The organism is Corynebacterium accolens, from assembly GCF_023520795.1.
Taxonomy (GTDB): domain Bacteria; phylum Actinomycetota; class Actinomycetes; order Mycobacteriales; family Mycobacteriaceae; genus Corynebacterium; species Corynebacterium accolens.
In genome coordinates, this window is record NZ_CP046605.1 from 515,970 (window position 1) to 531,401 (window position 15,432).

Here is a 15,432-nt window from a genome sequence, read left to right on the forward strand (position 1 = left end):
GAACGCACTCAAACTGATGGGTGAAACTCTGATATTCTGTTGGGTAAAACGCGCTCAAACTGATGGATGGGTTTAAAATGACTGGTCAAGAAGGCTATGTTTATCTTTCGCGAGTAGAGGATTCGCGGCTTCATGGAGCCCTGCAGCGATCCGGTGGAGTGTTGATAGAAGGCCCAAAGGGCTGTGGGAAATCCGCGACCGCACGGCAAATTGCGGGCAGTCTCGTCCAAGTGGATACGGATTTAAACCTCGACATGCAGCTCAGCACCGTCCCGGATTTGGCGTTGGAGGGAGATACGCCGCGAGTTTTTGATGAGTGGCAAGAAAAACCGCAGTTGTGGAACTTGGTGCGGCATGAGATTGACCGTCGGCAAGCGCCTGGGCAGTTCATTCTTACTGGGTCGACTGCGCCAATGGAGGAACAATCCAGGCACTCGGGTGCGGGGCGTATAGCCAGGCTGCGGATGAAGACCTTCAGTTTTTATGAGTCGGGGCATTCTGATGGCGCAGTATCATTAGCCGAACTGGTAGCTCAGGAATCCCCGCAGTCGAATGGGGAAACGGTCGTGGATGTTGCAGGGATTATCAAGCGCATGGCGCACGGAGGCTGGCCCGCAAACCGGAATTATTCCGTTGAGGCGGCGCAGGAGAATCTGCGCAGTTATATCGATACTGTGGCCCACGTGGATATTAATGCCGCCGATGGTGTGCGAAGGGATCCGGTAAAAGTAACGGCACTTATTCGTTCGCTTGCCCGTGGGGTAGCCACAGAACAGTCCATTTCTTCTATTGCTACCGATATTGGTGCGCAAAGGGCTACGGTCAGCGAGTACCTTGCTGCGTTGCAGCGCATCTTCATCGTGGAAGAACAATTGGCATGGTCCTCCCATCTTCGCTCGCGGGCTAGCCTGCGAACGGCACCGAAGAGGCATCTGGCGGATCCGGCGTTGGCCGCTGCTGCCGTGGACGCGTCCCCAGACAAGTTGCTGCGCAACCTTGCCTTTGCCGGGCAGCTTTTTGAATCCCAAGTAGTCCATGACTTAGCGGTGTTAAGTGGAAAGCGCATTTTTCATGCCCGTGACGCATCTGGGCTGGAAGTAGATGCGGTATTTGAGCTGGCGGGCAGGACCGTTTTCGTAGAAATTAAATTGGGGCAAAGCCAAGAGATCATTGAGAAGGCGGCAAGCAATTTGCAGGCCTTTGCAGAACGCTTTGAATGGGAGGTCCCGCCCGTCTTGATGATCGTGACGGGAGGAAACCTGAGCTTTCGGCATCCGAGCGGAGTACACGTGGTGTCCCTGACGCACTTGGCGCCGTAGCGCGGCCCGGCTGCGGGGGTCGCGTCGTTGTTGAGGGTTAGCAGTCACGAGGGTAGAGTGCTAATCAGGTTGTTTGACCCACAGTTGTTCACCCGCGACGACGGCTGTGCTGGACATCCACAACCGGCACGCGCGCGCCATTAAGGTGCGCAAACGAACAATACGGAGGAAAAATCATGGCAACTATTAAGCCGCTTGAGGACCGCGTCCTCGTACAGATCGTAGAAGCAGAATCCACCACCGCATCCGGCCTGGTTATCCCGGACTCTGCAAAGGAAAAGCCGCAGGAAGCAACCGTTATCGCCGTCGGCCCGGGCCGCTGGGAAGACGACGATGACCGCATCCCCATGGACGTTAAGGAAGGCGACACCGTTGTCTTCTCCCGCTACGGCGGCACCGAGCTGAAGTACGACGGCGAAGAGTACTTGCTGCTGAGCCAGCGCGACATCCTCGCCATCATCGAGAAGTAGGAACTACTTATGGCAAAGCTTATTGCATTCGACCAAGAAGCCCGCGAGGGAATTCAGCGCGGCGTCGATACGCTGGCTGATGCCGTCAAGGTCACCCTCGGCCCGCGCGGCCGCAACGTCGTACTGTCCAAGGCCTTCGGTGGCCCGACCGTTACCAATGACGGCGTGACCATCGCCCGCGATATCGACATCGAGGAGCCCTTCGAGAACCTCGGCGCCCAGCTGGTCAAGTCCGTTGCGGTCAAGACCAACGACATCGCCGGCGATGGCACCACCACCGCTACCTTGCTGGCCCAGGCGCTCATTTTTGAGGGCCTGCGCAACGTTGCAGCCGGCGCTAATCCGGTAGAGCTTAACCGCGGCATCTCCGCAGCGGCGGAAAAGGCCGTCGAGGAGCTCAAGTCACGCGCCACCCCGGTCAACTCCGCCTCCGAAATCGCGCAGGTAGCTACCGTGTCCTCCCGCGATCCGGAGGTCGGCGAGATGGTTGCCGGCGCCATGGAAAAGGTGGGCAAGGACGGCGTTGTCACCGTCGAGGAGTCCCAGACCATGGACTCCACCGTGGATGTCACCGAAGGTATTTCCTTTGACAAGGGCTACCTTTCCCCGTACTTCGCTACGGAGGAAGAGACCAACCACGCTGTGCTTGATGATGCCGCCATTTTGCTCGTCCGCAACAAGATTTCTTCCCTGCCGGACTTCTTGCCGCTGCTGGAAAAGATCGCGGAGACCAACCGCCCGACCCTCATCATCGCGGAAGACGTTGAAGGCGAGCCGCTGCAGGCGCTCGTGGTCAACTCCATCCGCAAGGTCCTGAAGGTTGCCGCCGTAAAGGCACCGTACTTTGGCGAGCGCCGCAAGGGCTTCATGGATGATTTGGCCGTGGTTACCGGTGCCACCGTGGTGGACCCTGAGGTGGGCGTCAACCTGAACGAGGTCGGCCTTGAGGTGCTGGGTTCCGCGCGCCGCGTGACCATCACCAAGGAAGACACCGTGCTTGTCGATGGCGGCGGCAGCGCCGCAGCCCTCGATGATCGTCGTGAACAGATCCGCGGCGAAATCGCCCGTACCGACTCCACCTGGGATAAGGAAAAGCTCGAGGAGCGCTTGGCTAAGCTCTCCGGCGGCGTCGCCGTTATCCGCGTCGGTGCCGCAACCGAGACCGAGGTCAACGAGCGCAAGCTGCGCGTCGAGGACGCCATCAACGCCGCTCGCGCGGCCGTAGAAGAAGGCGTCATCGCCGGCGGCGGCTCCGTGCTGGTGCAGATCTCCAAGGAACTCGAGTCCTTTGCCCAGGACTTCGAGGGCGAGGCTAAGGTCGGCGTGCTCGCCGTTGCCCGCGCCCTGACCCGCCCGGCATTCTGGATCGCAGAAAACGCAGGCCTCGATGGCTCTGTCATCGTCTCCCGCGTATCTGAGATGGCCAACGGTGAAGGCTTTAACGCCAACTCCCTGGAGTACGGCAACCTCATCGATAACGGCATTATCGATCCCGTGAAGGTCACCCACTCCGCAGTGGTCAATGCCACCTCCGTTGCCCGCATGGTTCTTACCACCGAGGCATCCGTCGTGGAAAAGCCGCAGGAAGAAGACAACGCTGAGGCCGGTCACGGCCACGGCCATCACCACCACTAATTCCTGCGCTATAGCCCAGAGCCCGCCGCAGCCTCCCCGTCTTATTGGGTCGGCTTGCGGCGGGCTTCTGGCTTATACGTAAAGCACGCGGAAACCATAACCCGTGCGATGCCCCGGTAGGCCTTTTTAGCCGCCAGTGGCAGAAGGAGAGAGGATAGTTCACAAAAGCCGCCAAGCTTTGGGTTTCTCCTCAGCCGGCGGCCGCCTCGTCTTTAGTGGCACGCCCCAGGACTTAGCGGGCTCAAGGGAGTCCCTCACGGGGCGTTATTTGCAGCAGGCGCTTGCCAAGCAGGGCTAATCCGGAACCCCGGACTCCCGCCCGCCGCGAGCGCGGTGTGTGGGCTTTACGCGCTAACTTAAGATTTGGCTTAAGCGTTGACCGTAGCGCGGCGACGCTTGCGCAGCGCCACCACGCGCTCAGACTCGCTCATTCCGCCCCAGACGCCATACGGTTCGGCCGAACGCAGGGCGTGCTCGCGGCAGAGCTCTATAACCGGGCAGGAATTGCAGATGGCCTTGGCGCGGTTTTCGCGCTGGGCACGGGCGCGGCCACGCTCTCCGTCTGGATGGTAAAACACGTCCGAGTTTTCACCGCGGCACGCACCTTGCAACTGCCAATCCCATACATCTGCAGTAGGTCCGAGAAAAGACTTGGACTGAGACACGTTTCTTAAGCTCCTTATAACAGGACGAGAATTCTTACGCTGGCGGCCGGTGGAGAGTCATCCGCGAACCGCAACGATTTGTAGTGTGTCGCGTCTTGGTAAACAAAGGGTTACTAGTATTTAACTTCTAGGTATTGTATCTATTTATGGGACTCGTTAGCGCCCATTTACCTGCAATAATGGCTAAGGTTAACGAATTATGAATTTTCCTCTTTCTATTGTGCAGGGGCCATAAACCCGCCTTCAAAGCGGCTACATCCGCTGGGCGCGGGTTTCTTGGTGGCGTTTTCTTTGCTGGGGCATCGCCAAGCAAGGGCAGTGCCGAGGCGGAGGTGTGAAACGCAGTTGCCTCTTTGCACTCCCTGCCCCAGAGGAAATATGGTTGAATATCGATTTAATAGTCTGCAGAGGGTGCACTCGTGAGCGATAAGGATAAAGAGCTAGCGGAACTCGTCCCGCTGGCCGCTGGTGGTAGTCGCCGCGCACTGCAATCTATCCTGCAAATTATTCATCCGCAGGTGCTGCGTTATTGCCGCGCGCGCATCGGTGGCGGGCGCCAGCCCACCGCGGAAGACGTGACCCAAGAAATCTGCCTCGCCGTCGCCACCTCTATCGATTCCTATGAAGACAAGGGCCGGCCGTTTATGGCCTATGTCTACGGCATCGCTTTTAATAAGGTCACCGATGCCCACCGCGCCATGGGACGCGACCGCTCTACACCCACCGAAGAGCTTCCAGAAAGCACCGCGAACGAGGCGACTCCCGAGGAATGGGCGCTAGAAAATGACGGTAGTAACAGAATGCGCGCCTTGCTCGATACCTTAAGTGACAAGGCAAAAAACATCGTTATTTTGCGCGTGTTCGTTGGTCTTTCGGCAGAAGAAACCGCCGATATCGTGGGGTCTACCCCGGGTGCGGTTCGCGTCGCACAGCACCGAGCTCTCGCACAATTGCGAAAGGCTCTTGGGCAACAACTAGCTACCGAGGGCTAAAGCCACAACCCCCGCTCTAGTCGCACGCGTACACCTTAAGAAAGGAAGGAGGGACAGAAACCATCATGGCCTCCAAGCATTCTAAAAAGAATAACGATGACCTGACGGAGCAGCTCCAGCCCTTGGTAGATGATGATGCATTCCTCACCGAGCTGTCGCAGGGCAAAGATCCCTCCAACGGCAGCGATGAGCTCGCTGGGCTACTGCTGGGGCTGAAGCGGGACATCGATAAGCAGATGCCGCCAGCCCCGCGCGTGGATGGGGTAGAGGAAGAACCGGAAGTCGTAAGCCTCAATAAGGTGCGGTCTCGCCGGCGCAATCGCCCCGTGATGCATGGGCTTATCGGCGCGGCCGCCGCCACCGTGATCCTCGCCGGTGCGGGTGGGGTCATGGTTAATTCCGGCGCCTTTGATCACCCAGATGAAACCCGCAACGTGGAGCTGGCCGGGACCTTAGATGAGATGGAATCCCGCGCGGCAGAGGGAGATATCGAAGGCGCGCGGGAACTCATGAAGGAAGCCCGCGCCAAGCTCGAAGAGGCCGAAGGCAAGGAAGAAAACGCCATCGCCGCCAAGGAAGAGGCCGAAAAGAAGCGCTCTGCCCGTCCGAAGCACACGACCGTGACGGAAACCGCCACCGAGACCGTGCCGGGGCAGCAGCCGCAGGACAAGCCCGAACCGGCGCCGAAGACCGTGACGGAAACGCAGTACCAGACCTCAACCGTGGTGGTAACGGAGCAAGCACCGGGGAACTCGCAGCCGGAGACGCGCGAGCCCGAAGAAAGCCCCACCACAACCATTCAGTTGGGGCCAGGCTCCGAGTAACTAGGGCGGTACTTACGCCCTAGCGGTTTTCCAAGCCGTCGACGTAACCCAGCGCGTAGTCCCACGGCACGTAGCGGCGCGGGTCCGGCTCTGCCCCCGGCTCGTGTACTGGGGCGAGCTCGCCTGCCAGCGTGGCGCGCATATTGGCGGCCATAATGTCCCACTCGTAGAAGTGGTTTTCCTGGCAGTCTTCACACAGGAAGAAGATGCCATCGATCCCGCGCGGGCCGAGCACACTTGCGAATTTCTCTACCAAGGCGAGATCGTGGATAAGGGCGAGGCGGTCTTCATCGGAAAGCGGCATGACCTGCTCGTCCTCCTCCAAGAAGGAGGCGGGGTCATTCGGATCGTCTGCAAAAGGATCGCGGGGCATATTGGCGAAGAAGTTCACGCCTGCGAGCCTATTGAACTTGCCCGCTTAAGGCAATTAACCCCTAGCCTGAATGGTGTCATTGGCCGGGCACGCACTACAGTTGGGGTAGCCGCTGAACCTGTTTAAGGAGATACCTCGATGAGCGATTACCCTATTCACACTGGTGGAGATGACCCGAACAAGGTAGCCCTGCGCGGCTTGACCTTTGATGACGTGCTTCTTTTGCCCGCCGAGTCCAATATCGTGCCCTCCGAGGTCGATACCGGCGCGCAATTTACCCGCAATATTCGCCTAGGCGTGCCGCTGGCATCCGCAGCGATGGATACCGTGACCGAGGCCCGCATGGCCATCGCCATGGCGCGCCAGGGCGGCATCGGTGTGCTGCACCGCAACCTGTCTGCGGAAGCGCAAGCTGAGCAGGTAGAAATCGTCAAACGCTCCGAGTCCGGCATGGTCACGGACCCGGTCACCGCCCGCCCCGAGATGACCATTGGCGAGGTCGACGCCCTGTGCGCCCGCTTCCGCATTTCCGGCCTGCCGGTCGTGGATAGGGACGGCACCCTGCTGGGCATTTGCACCAACCGCGATATGCGTTTTGAGCCGGATTTTGACCGCAAGGTCAGCGATGTCATGACCGCGATGCCGCTCGTCGTCGCGCGCGAGGGCGTGTCCAAGGACGAGGCCCTGGAGCTTCTGTCGGCCAATAAGGTAGAAAAGCTGCCGATCGTTGATGCCGATAACAAGCTCATTGGCCTTATTACCGTCAAGGACTTCGTAAAATCCGAGCAGTACCCCAACGCCTCCAAGGATGCCTCCGGCCGCCTGTTGGTTGCCGCGGGCATTGGCACCGGTGAGGAGTCCTATCAGCGCGCCGCCGCGCTTGTCGATGCCGGCGTTGACGCCCTCGTCGTCGACTCCGCCCACGCCCACAACAACCGCGTGCTCGAGATGGTCTCCCGCGTGAAGAAGGACTTCGGCGACAAGGTCGATGTCATCGGCGGCAACCTCGCCACCCGCGAGGCCGCCCAGGCGATGATCGACGCCGGCGCGGACGCCATCAAGGTCGGCATCGGCCCGGGCTCCATCTGCACCACCCGCGTCGTCGCCGGCGTCGGCGCGCCGCAGATCACCGCGCTGATGGAGGCCGCAGCCGTCGCCGCCCCCGCGGGCGTGCCGGTCATCGGCGATGGCGGCATGCAGTACTCCGGTGACATCGCCAAGGCGTTGGCCGCCGGTGCCGATACCGTCATGCTGGGCTCCATGTTTGCCGGCACCACTGAGGCGCCCGGTGACATCGTGGTCTACCAGGGCAAGCAGTACAAGCGCTACCGCGGCATGGGCTCCATGGGCGCTATGCAGGGCCGCGGGCTCTCCGGCGAAAAGCGTTCCTACTCCAAGGACCGCTACTTCCAGGCCGACGTACGCAGCGAGGACAAGCTGGTGCCAGAAGGCGTGGAGGGTCGCGTGCCCTTCCGCGGTGAGATCGATGCCATCGTGCACCAAATCATCGGCGGCCTGCGCGCGGCCATGGGCTACACCGGCTCGGCCACCCTAGATGAGCTCAAGACCAAGCGATTTGTCCAGATCACCGCCGCGGGACTGAAGGAATCCCACCCGCACCACCTGCAGCAAATCGCCGAAGCCCCGAACTACCGCTAGGACAAACATGCGTGAATACGCCGAAATCGGCATCGGCCGCGAGGCCCGCCGCACCTTTGATTTAGACCAGGTCTCCATCGTCCCCCAGCGCCGCACGCGCTCGTCCAAGGACGTGGATACCACCTGGAATATCGATGCCTATACCTTCGATACCCCCTTCGTTTCGCACCCCACCGATGCGCTCGCCACGCCCGAGTTCGTCATCGAGATGGGCAAGCAGGGCGGGCTCGGCGTCATCAACGCCGAAGGCCTGTGGGGCCGCCACGAGGACCTCGAGGGTGCCTTGGCGCGCATCTATTCCCAGCCGGGCGATAATTCCACCATTCAGGAGCTGCACGCCGCCCCGCTTGACGATGCCCTCCTTGCCTCCCGCATTGCCCAAGTGCGCGAGTCCGGTGTGACCGTCGCCGTGCGCGTTTCGCCCCAAAACGCCCGCGAGATGGCGCCCAAGGCCATCGCGGCTGGGGCCGAGTTACTGTTCATCCAGGGCACGCTGCTGTCCGCGGAACACGTCGCCACCGGCGGCGAGCCGCTGAACCTAAAGGAATTTATCGGCTCGCTCGAAGTACCCGTCATCGCCGGTGGCGTGGCCGACTACACCACGGCGCTGCACCTGATGCGCACCGGGGCGGCCGGCGTCATCGTGGGCGCGGGCGTGACGACCAACGCGGAAACCGTCGGCATCGATACCGCCATGGCCACCGCCATTGCCGATGCCGCCGCCGCCCGCCGCGACTACCTCGACGAGACCGAAGGCCGCTACGTGCACATCATTGCGGATGCGGAGTTCGATAACTCCGGGACCATCGCCAAGGCCTTCGCCTGCGGCGCCGATAGCGTCGCGCTCGGCCCCCTTCTTGCCCAGGCCCGAGAGGCAGGCGGTAGGGGATGGTACTGGCCGGCTACCGCAGGCCATCCTCGGTTCCCGCGCGGATACGCGCAGTTCGCCGGCGTCGATACCGACCTCGATGTGGATTTCCTCACCGCAGGCGATGCTGCGCCCGTGGCTGCGCCGAGCCTGGAAACCGTGCTGCACGGCCCATCCAGCGAACCATTCGGCCGCACCAACCTCGTGGGTGCGCTGCGGCGTGCCCTCGCAAAGTGTGGGTACACCGACTTGAAGTCGTTCCAGAAGGTCGAGCTCGCGGTTCGCTACTAAGTAGCGCGCGGCGCGCCTCGCACGGTGCGGGCTCGCGCTGCTGCGCCCCGAGTCCCACCGCGCGCCGAATCGCTGCGCCCGGCGCCGCCGCGCCCACGGCTTCCTGGCGCACCCTGTGTTACTTGCGTCCATGGGCCCTCGCGCACCCCGATTCGCTTGCGCGGCCCGCGCCACCACGGCGCGAAAGCCGCCGCAATGCCCTACATGAGCAAGCGCTTCCTGGGCCGCGGGGCCTATGGGTTAGACTATGGGGCGTGACTAAGCCAAATACTACCCCGCGCCCAGTCCTCGTCGTGGACTTTGGCGCTCAGTACGCGCAGCTCATTGCCCGCCGCGTGCGCGAGGCCAAAATCTATTCCGAGGTTGTTTCCAACTCCGCCTCTATCGAGGAAATCAAAGCCAAGGACCCCGCCGCGCTTATTTTGTCCGGCGGCCCGTCGTCCGTCTATGCCGACGGTGCCCCAGCGCTCAAGCCTGAGCTGCTAGAGCTTGGCGTTCCGGTCTTCGGCATTTGCTACGGATTCCAGGCCATGAACCACATCCTCGGCGGTACCGTATCGTCTACCGGTGAGCGTGAATACGGCCGCACCGACATCGACGTCAAGGGCGGCATCCTGCACGAGGGCCTCGAGCCCACGCACAAGGTATGGATGTCCCACGGCGACGCCGTCTCCGCCGCCCCCGAGGGCTTCGACGTAACCGCAACCTCCGCCGGCGCCCCAGTCGCCGCGATGGAGTGCCCGGCCAAGCAGATGGCCGGCGTGCAGTACCACCCAGAGGTGCTGCACTCGCCCCACGGCCAAGAAGTGCTCACCCGCTTCCTCACGGAGATCGCCGGTCTGGAGCAGAATTGGACCGCCGATAATATCGCCGAGCAGCTCATTGCGGATATCCGCGCCCAAGTAGGCGAGGAAGGCCGCGCTATTTGCGCCCTGTCCGGCGGCGTGGACTCTGCGGTCGCTGCGGCCTTGGTGCAGGGCGCCATTGGTGATCGCCTGACCTGTGTATTCGTCGATCACGGCCTGCTGCGCGCGGGCGAGCGCGAGCAGGTTGAAACGGACTTTGTGGCCTCGACCGGCGCCAAGCTGGTCACCGCCGACGAGCGTTCGGCCTTCCTTCAGAAGCTCGCCGGCGTCAGTGACCCAGAGGAAAAGCGCAAGGCCATCGGCGCGGAGTTCATCCGCTCCTTCGAGCGCGCTGTGGCCGGCGTGCTTGACGATGCCCCCGCCGGCTCCACCGTCGACTACCTCGTCCAGGGCACCTTGTACCCGGACGTCGTTGAATCTGGTGGCGGCGACGGCACCGCCAATATTAAGTCGCACCACAACGTCGGCGGCCTCCCAGACGACGTCGAGTTCGAGCTCGTCGAGCCGCTGCGCCTGCTCTTTAAGGACGAGGTGCGCGCGGTGGGCCGCGAGTTGGGCCTGCCGGAAGAGATCGTCGGCCGCCAGCCCTTCCCGGGCCCGGGCCTGGGCATCCGCATCATCGGCGAGGTCACCGAGGACCGCCTCGAGACCCTGCGCCAGGCGGATCTGATTGCCCGCACCGAGCTGACCAATGCCGGATTGGACGAGCAGATTTGGCAGTGCCCGGTCGTGCTGCTTGCCGATGTCCGCTCCGTCGGCGTCCAAGGCGATGGCCGCACCTACGGCCACCCCATCGTGCTGCGCCCGGTATCTTCCGAGGACGCCATGACCGCGGACTGGACCCGCTTGCCGTATGACGTGCTAGAGAAGATCTCCACCCGCATCACCAACGAGGTTAAGGACGTCAACCGCGTGGTCTTGGATTGCACCTCCAAGCCACCGGGAACCATCGAGTGGGAGTAAAACCCACAAAACGGCATGCGTATAAGGCGCTCAGTACTTGAGCGCCTTTTCGCATACCTGCGGCTAGTTGCGGGGTGTTACGGGTGGCCGCCAGACGATGCGACCGCCCACCCTTTCTAGCCGCCCGCGCCGAGGCGGGGCATTGGGATCGTCGTCGTTGATGCCGTTGTGGTAAGCACAGCACACGACGAGGTTGTTCATATTGGTCTCCCCGCCGCGGCTCCAGGCCGTGAGGTGGTGGACCTGGGATAAATCGGCCGGTTGATTGCATCCGGGCCAGGCGCAGCGCGGATTTTCCGCGGCCGCCATCATCCTCTGCTTATCGGTGGCCACGCGCGCCGTGCGGTAGAGGTTGACCGGCCCTTCTACAGGATGCACGAGGGTGACATAGCCCGTTTCGCCATCACCGCTGCCGTTGCCGCTGGGGCCGGGGGCGGAATAGCCGGCATCGTTAAGCACGCGGCGCAGGTACTCGGTACCGGACATGGTCGCACCGTTGGTGAGATCGAGTTGCACGTCGTCGCCGTGGCCGTCGCGGATGCGAATGAATTTCTCCAGCGGCACGATGGCGTTGGTGACCACCGTGGAACGCGCGGCGCTGCCTGCACCGAAGAAGATATCTTCCACCGCTTGCAGCGGCTTTTTATCGGCGGCCGTGATCGCGCCCTGCAGATCCGCAATGAAGCGGGAGGTGCCAGTAATGGCGAGCGTCCAGTAGTCATTGGGGCGCCGGTAGGTGCGCACGCCGGGGCTGACCGTGGACTTTTTCATCTCGCGCACCCGGCGCCGGGCGTGTTTGATAATGGCGCTCATCTCCGCGGACATCGCACAGCATTCCGCGCGCAGCTCCCACGCCTGCTTCTTGCTGGGCGCGCGGTTGACCACGCGCTCGATGCCGACGAGGAGGGCAATGGGGTGGGCGTTGGTGCGGGCATCGGCAATGGCGCGGCGCTGCATCCGGCTAAAGGCGGTGCGGCCGTAGTAGCTTTCGCATAAAAGGAGCAGGTCGGCAGCGATGGCATCGGGCGCGCCGCGCTCCATGAGCTCAGACCCAGATAGCCCGCGGCACGCGGCGATGATATCCATGCCGGGCGCGAGGGCGGTGAGGTAGGTCTCCAGTGCGTTCATGCCGCCTACGCTAGGGCGGTAGTAGCCCACGCTCAATCGCTAGGGCAACCGCAGGGGCGCTCGCTGTGGATAACCCGAATCTGCAGCGCGAAAACCAGGGGAAATCCTGTGGATAAGTCCCCGCAGTGTCGCATGGATTAGACAAAGGCCAGCCGGCGCGTGCCATCCACGTGGGGGAAGGCGATAAAACTGATACATGAGACCGCAACCCACACCAGCGCTGAGCCCCACGCGGGCAGGCCCAAAATGGGCGCGAGCATAATAAGGAGCCACAAAATCATCAGCGGTACTAGTTGCGCGATGGTGGGGATGAGATCGGCATCGTGCCGGTCGGCATAGGAACGCATCTCGCGGCGGTAGGGGTGGGCAAAGACCAAGACGAATGCCGCGACGAGGCAGACCGCGGCCCCAGATAGCGTGGCGAAGAAATGGGTGCGGGTGGTTAGCAGCGCGACGGTGGCGCCCAGCAGGATAGAGGATCCGAGGCGCACCCACGGCGGGGTGGGGATGGGGGTTGGATTCTCGCGCATAGCACCGTAGGCCTCGTTCAGGTTCATGCACTTAAGGCTACCATTCGAACATACAGTTGCATGTGTCCGGTGGAGGGTTCATACTGTCTGGGTGAGTCAAACGAACGTTCGCCTAGAAAAAGCGGTGGCGGGGCTGGAGAGATCCGACCGCGTTGCGGTGCTGCGCGCCCGCATGCAGGCGATGGAGCGGGAGAGTGAAGACGATCTGGTAGATACCCTTCCTCAGCTGGCGCGGTTACTTCCTGCAGGTGGGCTTGCCCGGCGAAAGGTGGTCTCGTGTGCGGAGTGTCCCGCGCTCGTGGTGGAGCTTATCTGTCATCTTACGGCTCACGGGGGTCATGTGGGGATAGTGGGATGGCCAGATCTTTCTCTCGCACAGGTTGCCGAAATGGGGAAGCTCAACAACGTGGTCACCGTCCCCGATCCGGGTCTGGAAGCGTGGGCGGTAACCAGCGTGCTTGCAGAAGGCATGGACCTTATTATCCACCATGGCCCGCCCAGTGAGCTGAGTCCAGCCAAGGCGCGGCCGGTGTGGGCAAAGATCCGCGGCGGGCAGGCCGCAGTGCTTACCGTGGGTGCGCGGCTGCCGGGCACCGCGGTGCGCATTGGGGCGGAGGTGAGTACGTATCGGGGCATCGGCAAGGGTAGCGGGCGCATCCGCGGCGTGGATATCGATCTTGCGGTGGACTCGAAAAAGGGCGTGGCGCGCGGGAGCCTCACCATGGGCGAAGCCCGCAGGTTGGAGGCCGTATGAGGGTGGCCGCGGTGTGGTTTCCGGATTGGCCCATCCAGGCGGTTGGGCAGGCGGGGCCGGTGCTGATCGCGCGCAATCATGCGGTGCTGGTCTGCGATAGCGCGGCGCGCCGGGCCGGCATTCGGCGCGGGATGCGCCTGCGCCAGGCCCAGGCGATTTGCCCTGAGGTAAAGGTGGTGGAGGCGAACCCGGATAAGGACGGCGCGGCCTTCGCGGAGATTGCGGCGGGCTTGGACGCCGTGGCCTCGTCCGTGGAGGTGCTGCGGCCCGGCCTGGCCATCGTGGACGCGGGGGCGGCGCTGCGCTACCACGGGCCGGAGGCGCTGGAGATGCTTGCCGATGCCACCGCGCACGCCGGTTTTGATTCCACCCTCGGCGTGGCAGACGAGATCGCCACGGCCATCATCGCGGCCCGGCACCGCGGGGTAGGCGCGGTGGTGCCGGAGGGCGGGTCCCGGGACTTCTTGGCCGCCCAGCCCGTGGGCGTCTTAGCCGCGGAGGCTGCGCTGGGGTTTTCTGCGGAATTTGTGGCGCAGCTACAGAAATTGGGCGTGCGCCGGTTAGGTGATGTGGCGGCGCTGCCATTTAAGCAGGTGGTTACCCGGTTTGGGCAGCAGGGAAAACGCGCGCACGAGGTGGCGCACGCGCGGGCGGACCGGCGCGTGTCCCCGGAAATGGCGCGGCCCGATCTGTCCGTGAGCAGCGAGCAATCCATCGAGCGCGTGGATGCGGCGGCATTCGTGGCCCGGCAATTGGCCGCGCAGTTGCACGTGCGGTTGGCGGAGGCGGAAGTGGTGTGCGTGCGCCTGCGCGTGGTGGCGGAGCTGGCCACTGGTGAAACCGTGGCCCGGGTATGGCGCACGCACGAGGCGTTGACGGAGCAAGCGACCGCGGACCGGGTGCGCTGGCAGCTGGATGGGTGGCTTACGGCGGCGCGCTCGAGTGGCAAGGACGGCGCCGCGATCGTGCGGCTGGTGCTCGAGCCGGTGGAGGTGGCTAGGCCGCAGGCCGATGGCCTCTGGGGCGGGGATACCTCGCAGGAACAGGTCAAGCGGGTGATTTCGCGCGTGCAATCGCAGCTGGGCATAGACCGCGTCTTGCAGCCGCGGGCCGCCGGTGGCCGTGGGGTGGCCGAGCGCATCGAGTACGTGCCCTATGGGGAGCAGCGCGATGCCACGCCGCAGGGCAGCTGGCCGGGCAGGATTCCCGCACCGCTTCCCGCGCGCCTAGGCGGCGGGCCGAACCACCCGGCCGCGCGCATTCGGCTTATCGATGCCGCCGCGCGGGACGTCATCGTCACCGCTGAGGCCCTTCTATCCTCTGTGCCCGTGGCGCTCGGGTGGGGCGCGCACCGCTACCGCGTTATCGGCTGGGCTGGCCCGTGGCCGGTGGATACGCAGTGGTGGACTGAAAAGCCGCAGCACGCGGCGCGGTTACAAATTGTGGGCCAGGCTGAGCGGGAGCAACGCCAGCGCGCCTGGCTTTTAGTGTGGTCAGAGGGGCGCTGGCGCGTGGAAGCGACGTATTAGGAGCGAATATCTACCACGAGGCGCGTGGGATTTTCTAGCACCTGCACGGAATAAGGCTTGCGCTGGTTCATGCCGATGACAAACTGGCTGCGGCCCTCGTAGGTGCGGCCGTTGACCACTTGGGTAATAACGCCGCCGGCAGGTGCCTCGACGATGCCAATGCGCGGCTCGTCGATGCCTGCCTCAAACGGATAGACCACGCCATCGATATTGACATTGAGCGCGGTATCGCCGGCATAGTTAATGGGTTGGCCAGAGCCTTGCTGCTTGGGATTATCGGCGTAATCCACGAACCAGCCCGGGGAACCCTCGCCCTCGAGCTCGAAGACGGCGCGCTCAAAACCATCGTGCTGGCCCACGCGCACCTTGGTCACCACGAGCTGCGAAGGGGCCTCGGGGCGCAGCGTTTTCATGCTCATATCCGCCTCACCCAGCGGGTTGATGTGCGAGTTTCCCACAGAGGCCGCCATGGTGGTGTCATCCGCTGATTCGGTGCTGCAGCCGGTGAGGAAGGCTGCGGCGGCAAGCAGGAGCGAGAGGCGGGCTTTATACATGACCACTAGAGT

Annotated in this window: 15 protein-coding genes; 10 read left to right on the plus strand and 5 right to left on the minus strand. The window is 63.1% G+C overall.

The genetic code is table 11. From position 1 onward, the window contains the following. Window positions 1–62: 62 nt before the first annotated feature. From CACC_RS02530 to groL, 3 genes are all read left to right on the plus strand, one after another. Window positions 63–1,319 (plus strand): ATP-binding protein, encoded by a 1,257-nt coding sequence (locus CACC_RS02530; RefSeq protein ID WP_005277186.1) that lies wholly within the window; start codon window positions 63–65, stop codon window positions 1,317–1,319. A 176-nt stretch (window positions 1,320–1,495) separates the two neighbouring features. After that, complete coding sequence (gene groES / locus CACC_RS02535; protein ID WP_005277188.1) at window positions 1,496–1,789, plus strand: co-chaperone GroES; 294 nt, start codon at window positions 1,496–1,498, stop codon at window positions 1,787–1,789. A 9-nt stretch (window positions 1,790–1,798) separates the two neighbouring features. Then, the gene (gene groL, locus CACC_RS02540; protein WP_005277190.1) at window positions 1,799–3,424 is read left to right on the plus strand and encodes a chaperonin GroEL; all 1,626 of its coding nucleotides are present in this window, start codon (window positions 1,799–1,801) and stop codon (window positions 3,422–3,424) included. Window positions 3,425–3,792: 368 nt separating this feature from the next. Here groL and CACC_RS02545 read toward each other — a convergent pair whose 3' ends face one another. Then, window positions 3,793–4,089 carry a WhiB family transcriptional regulator gene (locus CACC_RS02545; protein WP_005277193.1) on the minus strand — a complete coding sequence of 99 codons (297 nt, stop codon included), beginning with the start codon at window positions 4,087–4,089 and terminating at the stop codon, window positions 3,793–3,795. A gap of 419 nt (window positions 4,090–4,508) precedes the next feature. Between CACC_RS02545 and CACC_RS02550 the strand changes: the two genes are divergently transcribed. Both CACC_RS02550 and CACC_RS02555 read left to right on the plus strand, forming a co-directional pair. Beyond that, window positions 4,509–5,081 (plus strand): sigma-70 family RNA polymerase sigma factor, encoded by a 573-nt coding sequence (locus CACC_RS02550; protein WP_005277195.1) that lies wholly within the window; start codon window positions 4,509–4,511, stop codon window positions 5,079–5,081. A 65-nt stretch (window positions 5,082–5,146) separates the two neighbouring features. Continuing rightward, window positions 5,147–5,905, plus strand: a complete 759-nt coding sequence (locus CACC_RS02555; RefSeq protein WP_005277197.1) for a hypothetical protein — start codon at window positions 5,147–5,149, stop codon at window positions 5,903–5,905. Window positions 5,906–5,924: 19 nt separating this feature from the next. On the opposite strand, the gene CACC_RS02560 is transcribed toward CACC_RS02555, so the two are convergent. Beyond that, entirely contained in the window at window positions 5,925–6,296 is a 372-nt protein-coding gene (locus tag CACC_RS02560; RefSeq protein WP_005277198.1) for a DUF5319 domain-containing protein, read from the minus strand. A gap of 120 nt (window positions 6,297–6,416) precedes the next feature. Here CACC_RS02560 and guaB point away from each other — a divergent pair, with 120 nt between their 5' ends. The 3 genes from guaB (at window position 6,417) to guaA (ending at window position 10,925) form a co-directional block, all read left to right on the plus strand. Continuing rightward, window positions 6,417–7,937, plus strand: a complete 1,521-nt coding sequence (guaB, locus tag CACC_RS02565) for an IMP dehydrogenase (RefSeq protein ID WP_005277200.1) — start codon at window positions 6,417–6,419, stop codon at window positions 7,935–7,937. Between the two features lie 7 nt (window positions 7,938–7,944). Next, window positions 7,945–9,096, plus strand: coding sequence for a GuaB3 family IMP dehydrogenase-related protein (locus CACC_RS02570; protein ID WP_005277202.1), 1,152 nt, complete (start codon window positions 7,945–7,947; stop codon window positions 9,094–9,096). A gap of 254 nt (window positions 9,097–9,350) precedes the next feature. Next, the gene (gene guaA / locus CACC_RS02575; protein ID WP_035108314.1) at window positions 9,351–10,925 is read left to right on the plus strand and encodes a glutamine-hydrolyzing GMP synthase; all 1,575 of its coding nucleotides are present in this window, start codon (window positions 9,351–9,353) and stop codon (window positions 10,923–10,925) included. A 63-nt stretch (window positions 10,926–10,988) separates the two neighbouring features. Here the strand turns inward: guaA and CACC_RS02580 are convergent, their stop codons facing one another. Together CACC_RS02580 and CACC_RS02585 are read right to left on the minus strand one after the other, a co-directional pair. Further along, window positions 10,989–12,053 (minus strand): HNH endonuclease signature motif containing protein, encoded by a 1,065-nt coding sequence (locus CACC_RS02580; RefSeq protein WP_005277207.1) that lies wholly within the window; start codon window positions 12,051–12,053, stop codon window positions 10,989–10,991. A gap of 137 nt (window positions 12,054–12,190) precedes the next feature. Beyond that, window positions 12,191–12,610 carry a hypothetical protein gene (locus tag CACC_RS02585; protein WP_005277210.1) on the minus strand — a complete coding sequence of 140 codons (420 nt, stop codon included), beginning with the start codon at window positions 12,608–12,610 and terminating at the stop codon, window positions 12,191–12,193. Window positions 12,611–12,707: 97 nt separating this feature from the next. On the opposite strand from CACC_RS02585, the gene CACC_RS02590 reads away from it, so the two are divergent. Further along, window positions 12,708–13,337, plus strand: a complete 630-nt coding sequence (locus tag CACC_RS02590; RefSeq protein ID WP_005277213.1) for a hypothetical protein — start codon at window positions 12,708–12,710, stop codon at window positions 13,335–13,337. After that, window positions 13,334–14,866 carry a DNA polymerase Y family protein gene (locus CACC_RS02595; protein WP_005277215.1) on the plus strand — a complete coding sequence of 511 codons (1,533 nt, stop codon included), beginning with the start codon at window positions 13,334–13,336 and terminating at the stop codon, window positions 14,864–14,866. Before CACC_RS02590 ends, CACC_RS02595 begins: the two co-directional genes overlap by 4 nt. Here CACC_RS02595 and CACC_RS02600 read toward each other — a convergent pair. After that, on the minus strand, window positions 14,863–15,420 hold the full coding sequence (locus CACC_RS02600; RefSeq protein ID WP_023028331.1) for an AMIN-like domain-containing (lipo)protein: 558 nt from the start codon (window positions 15,418–15,420) through the stop codon (window positions 14,863–14,865). The two genes, CACC_RS02595 and CACC_RS02600, sit on opposite strands and share 4 nt — an antisense overlap. Window positions 15,421–15,432 lie beyond the last annotated feature (12 nt).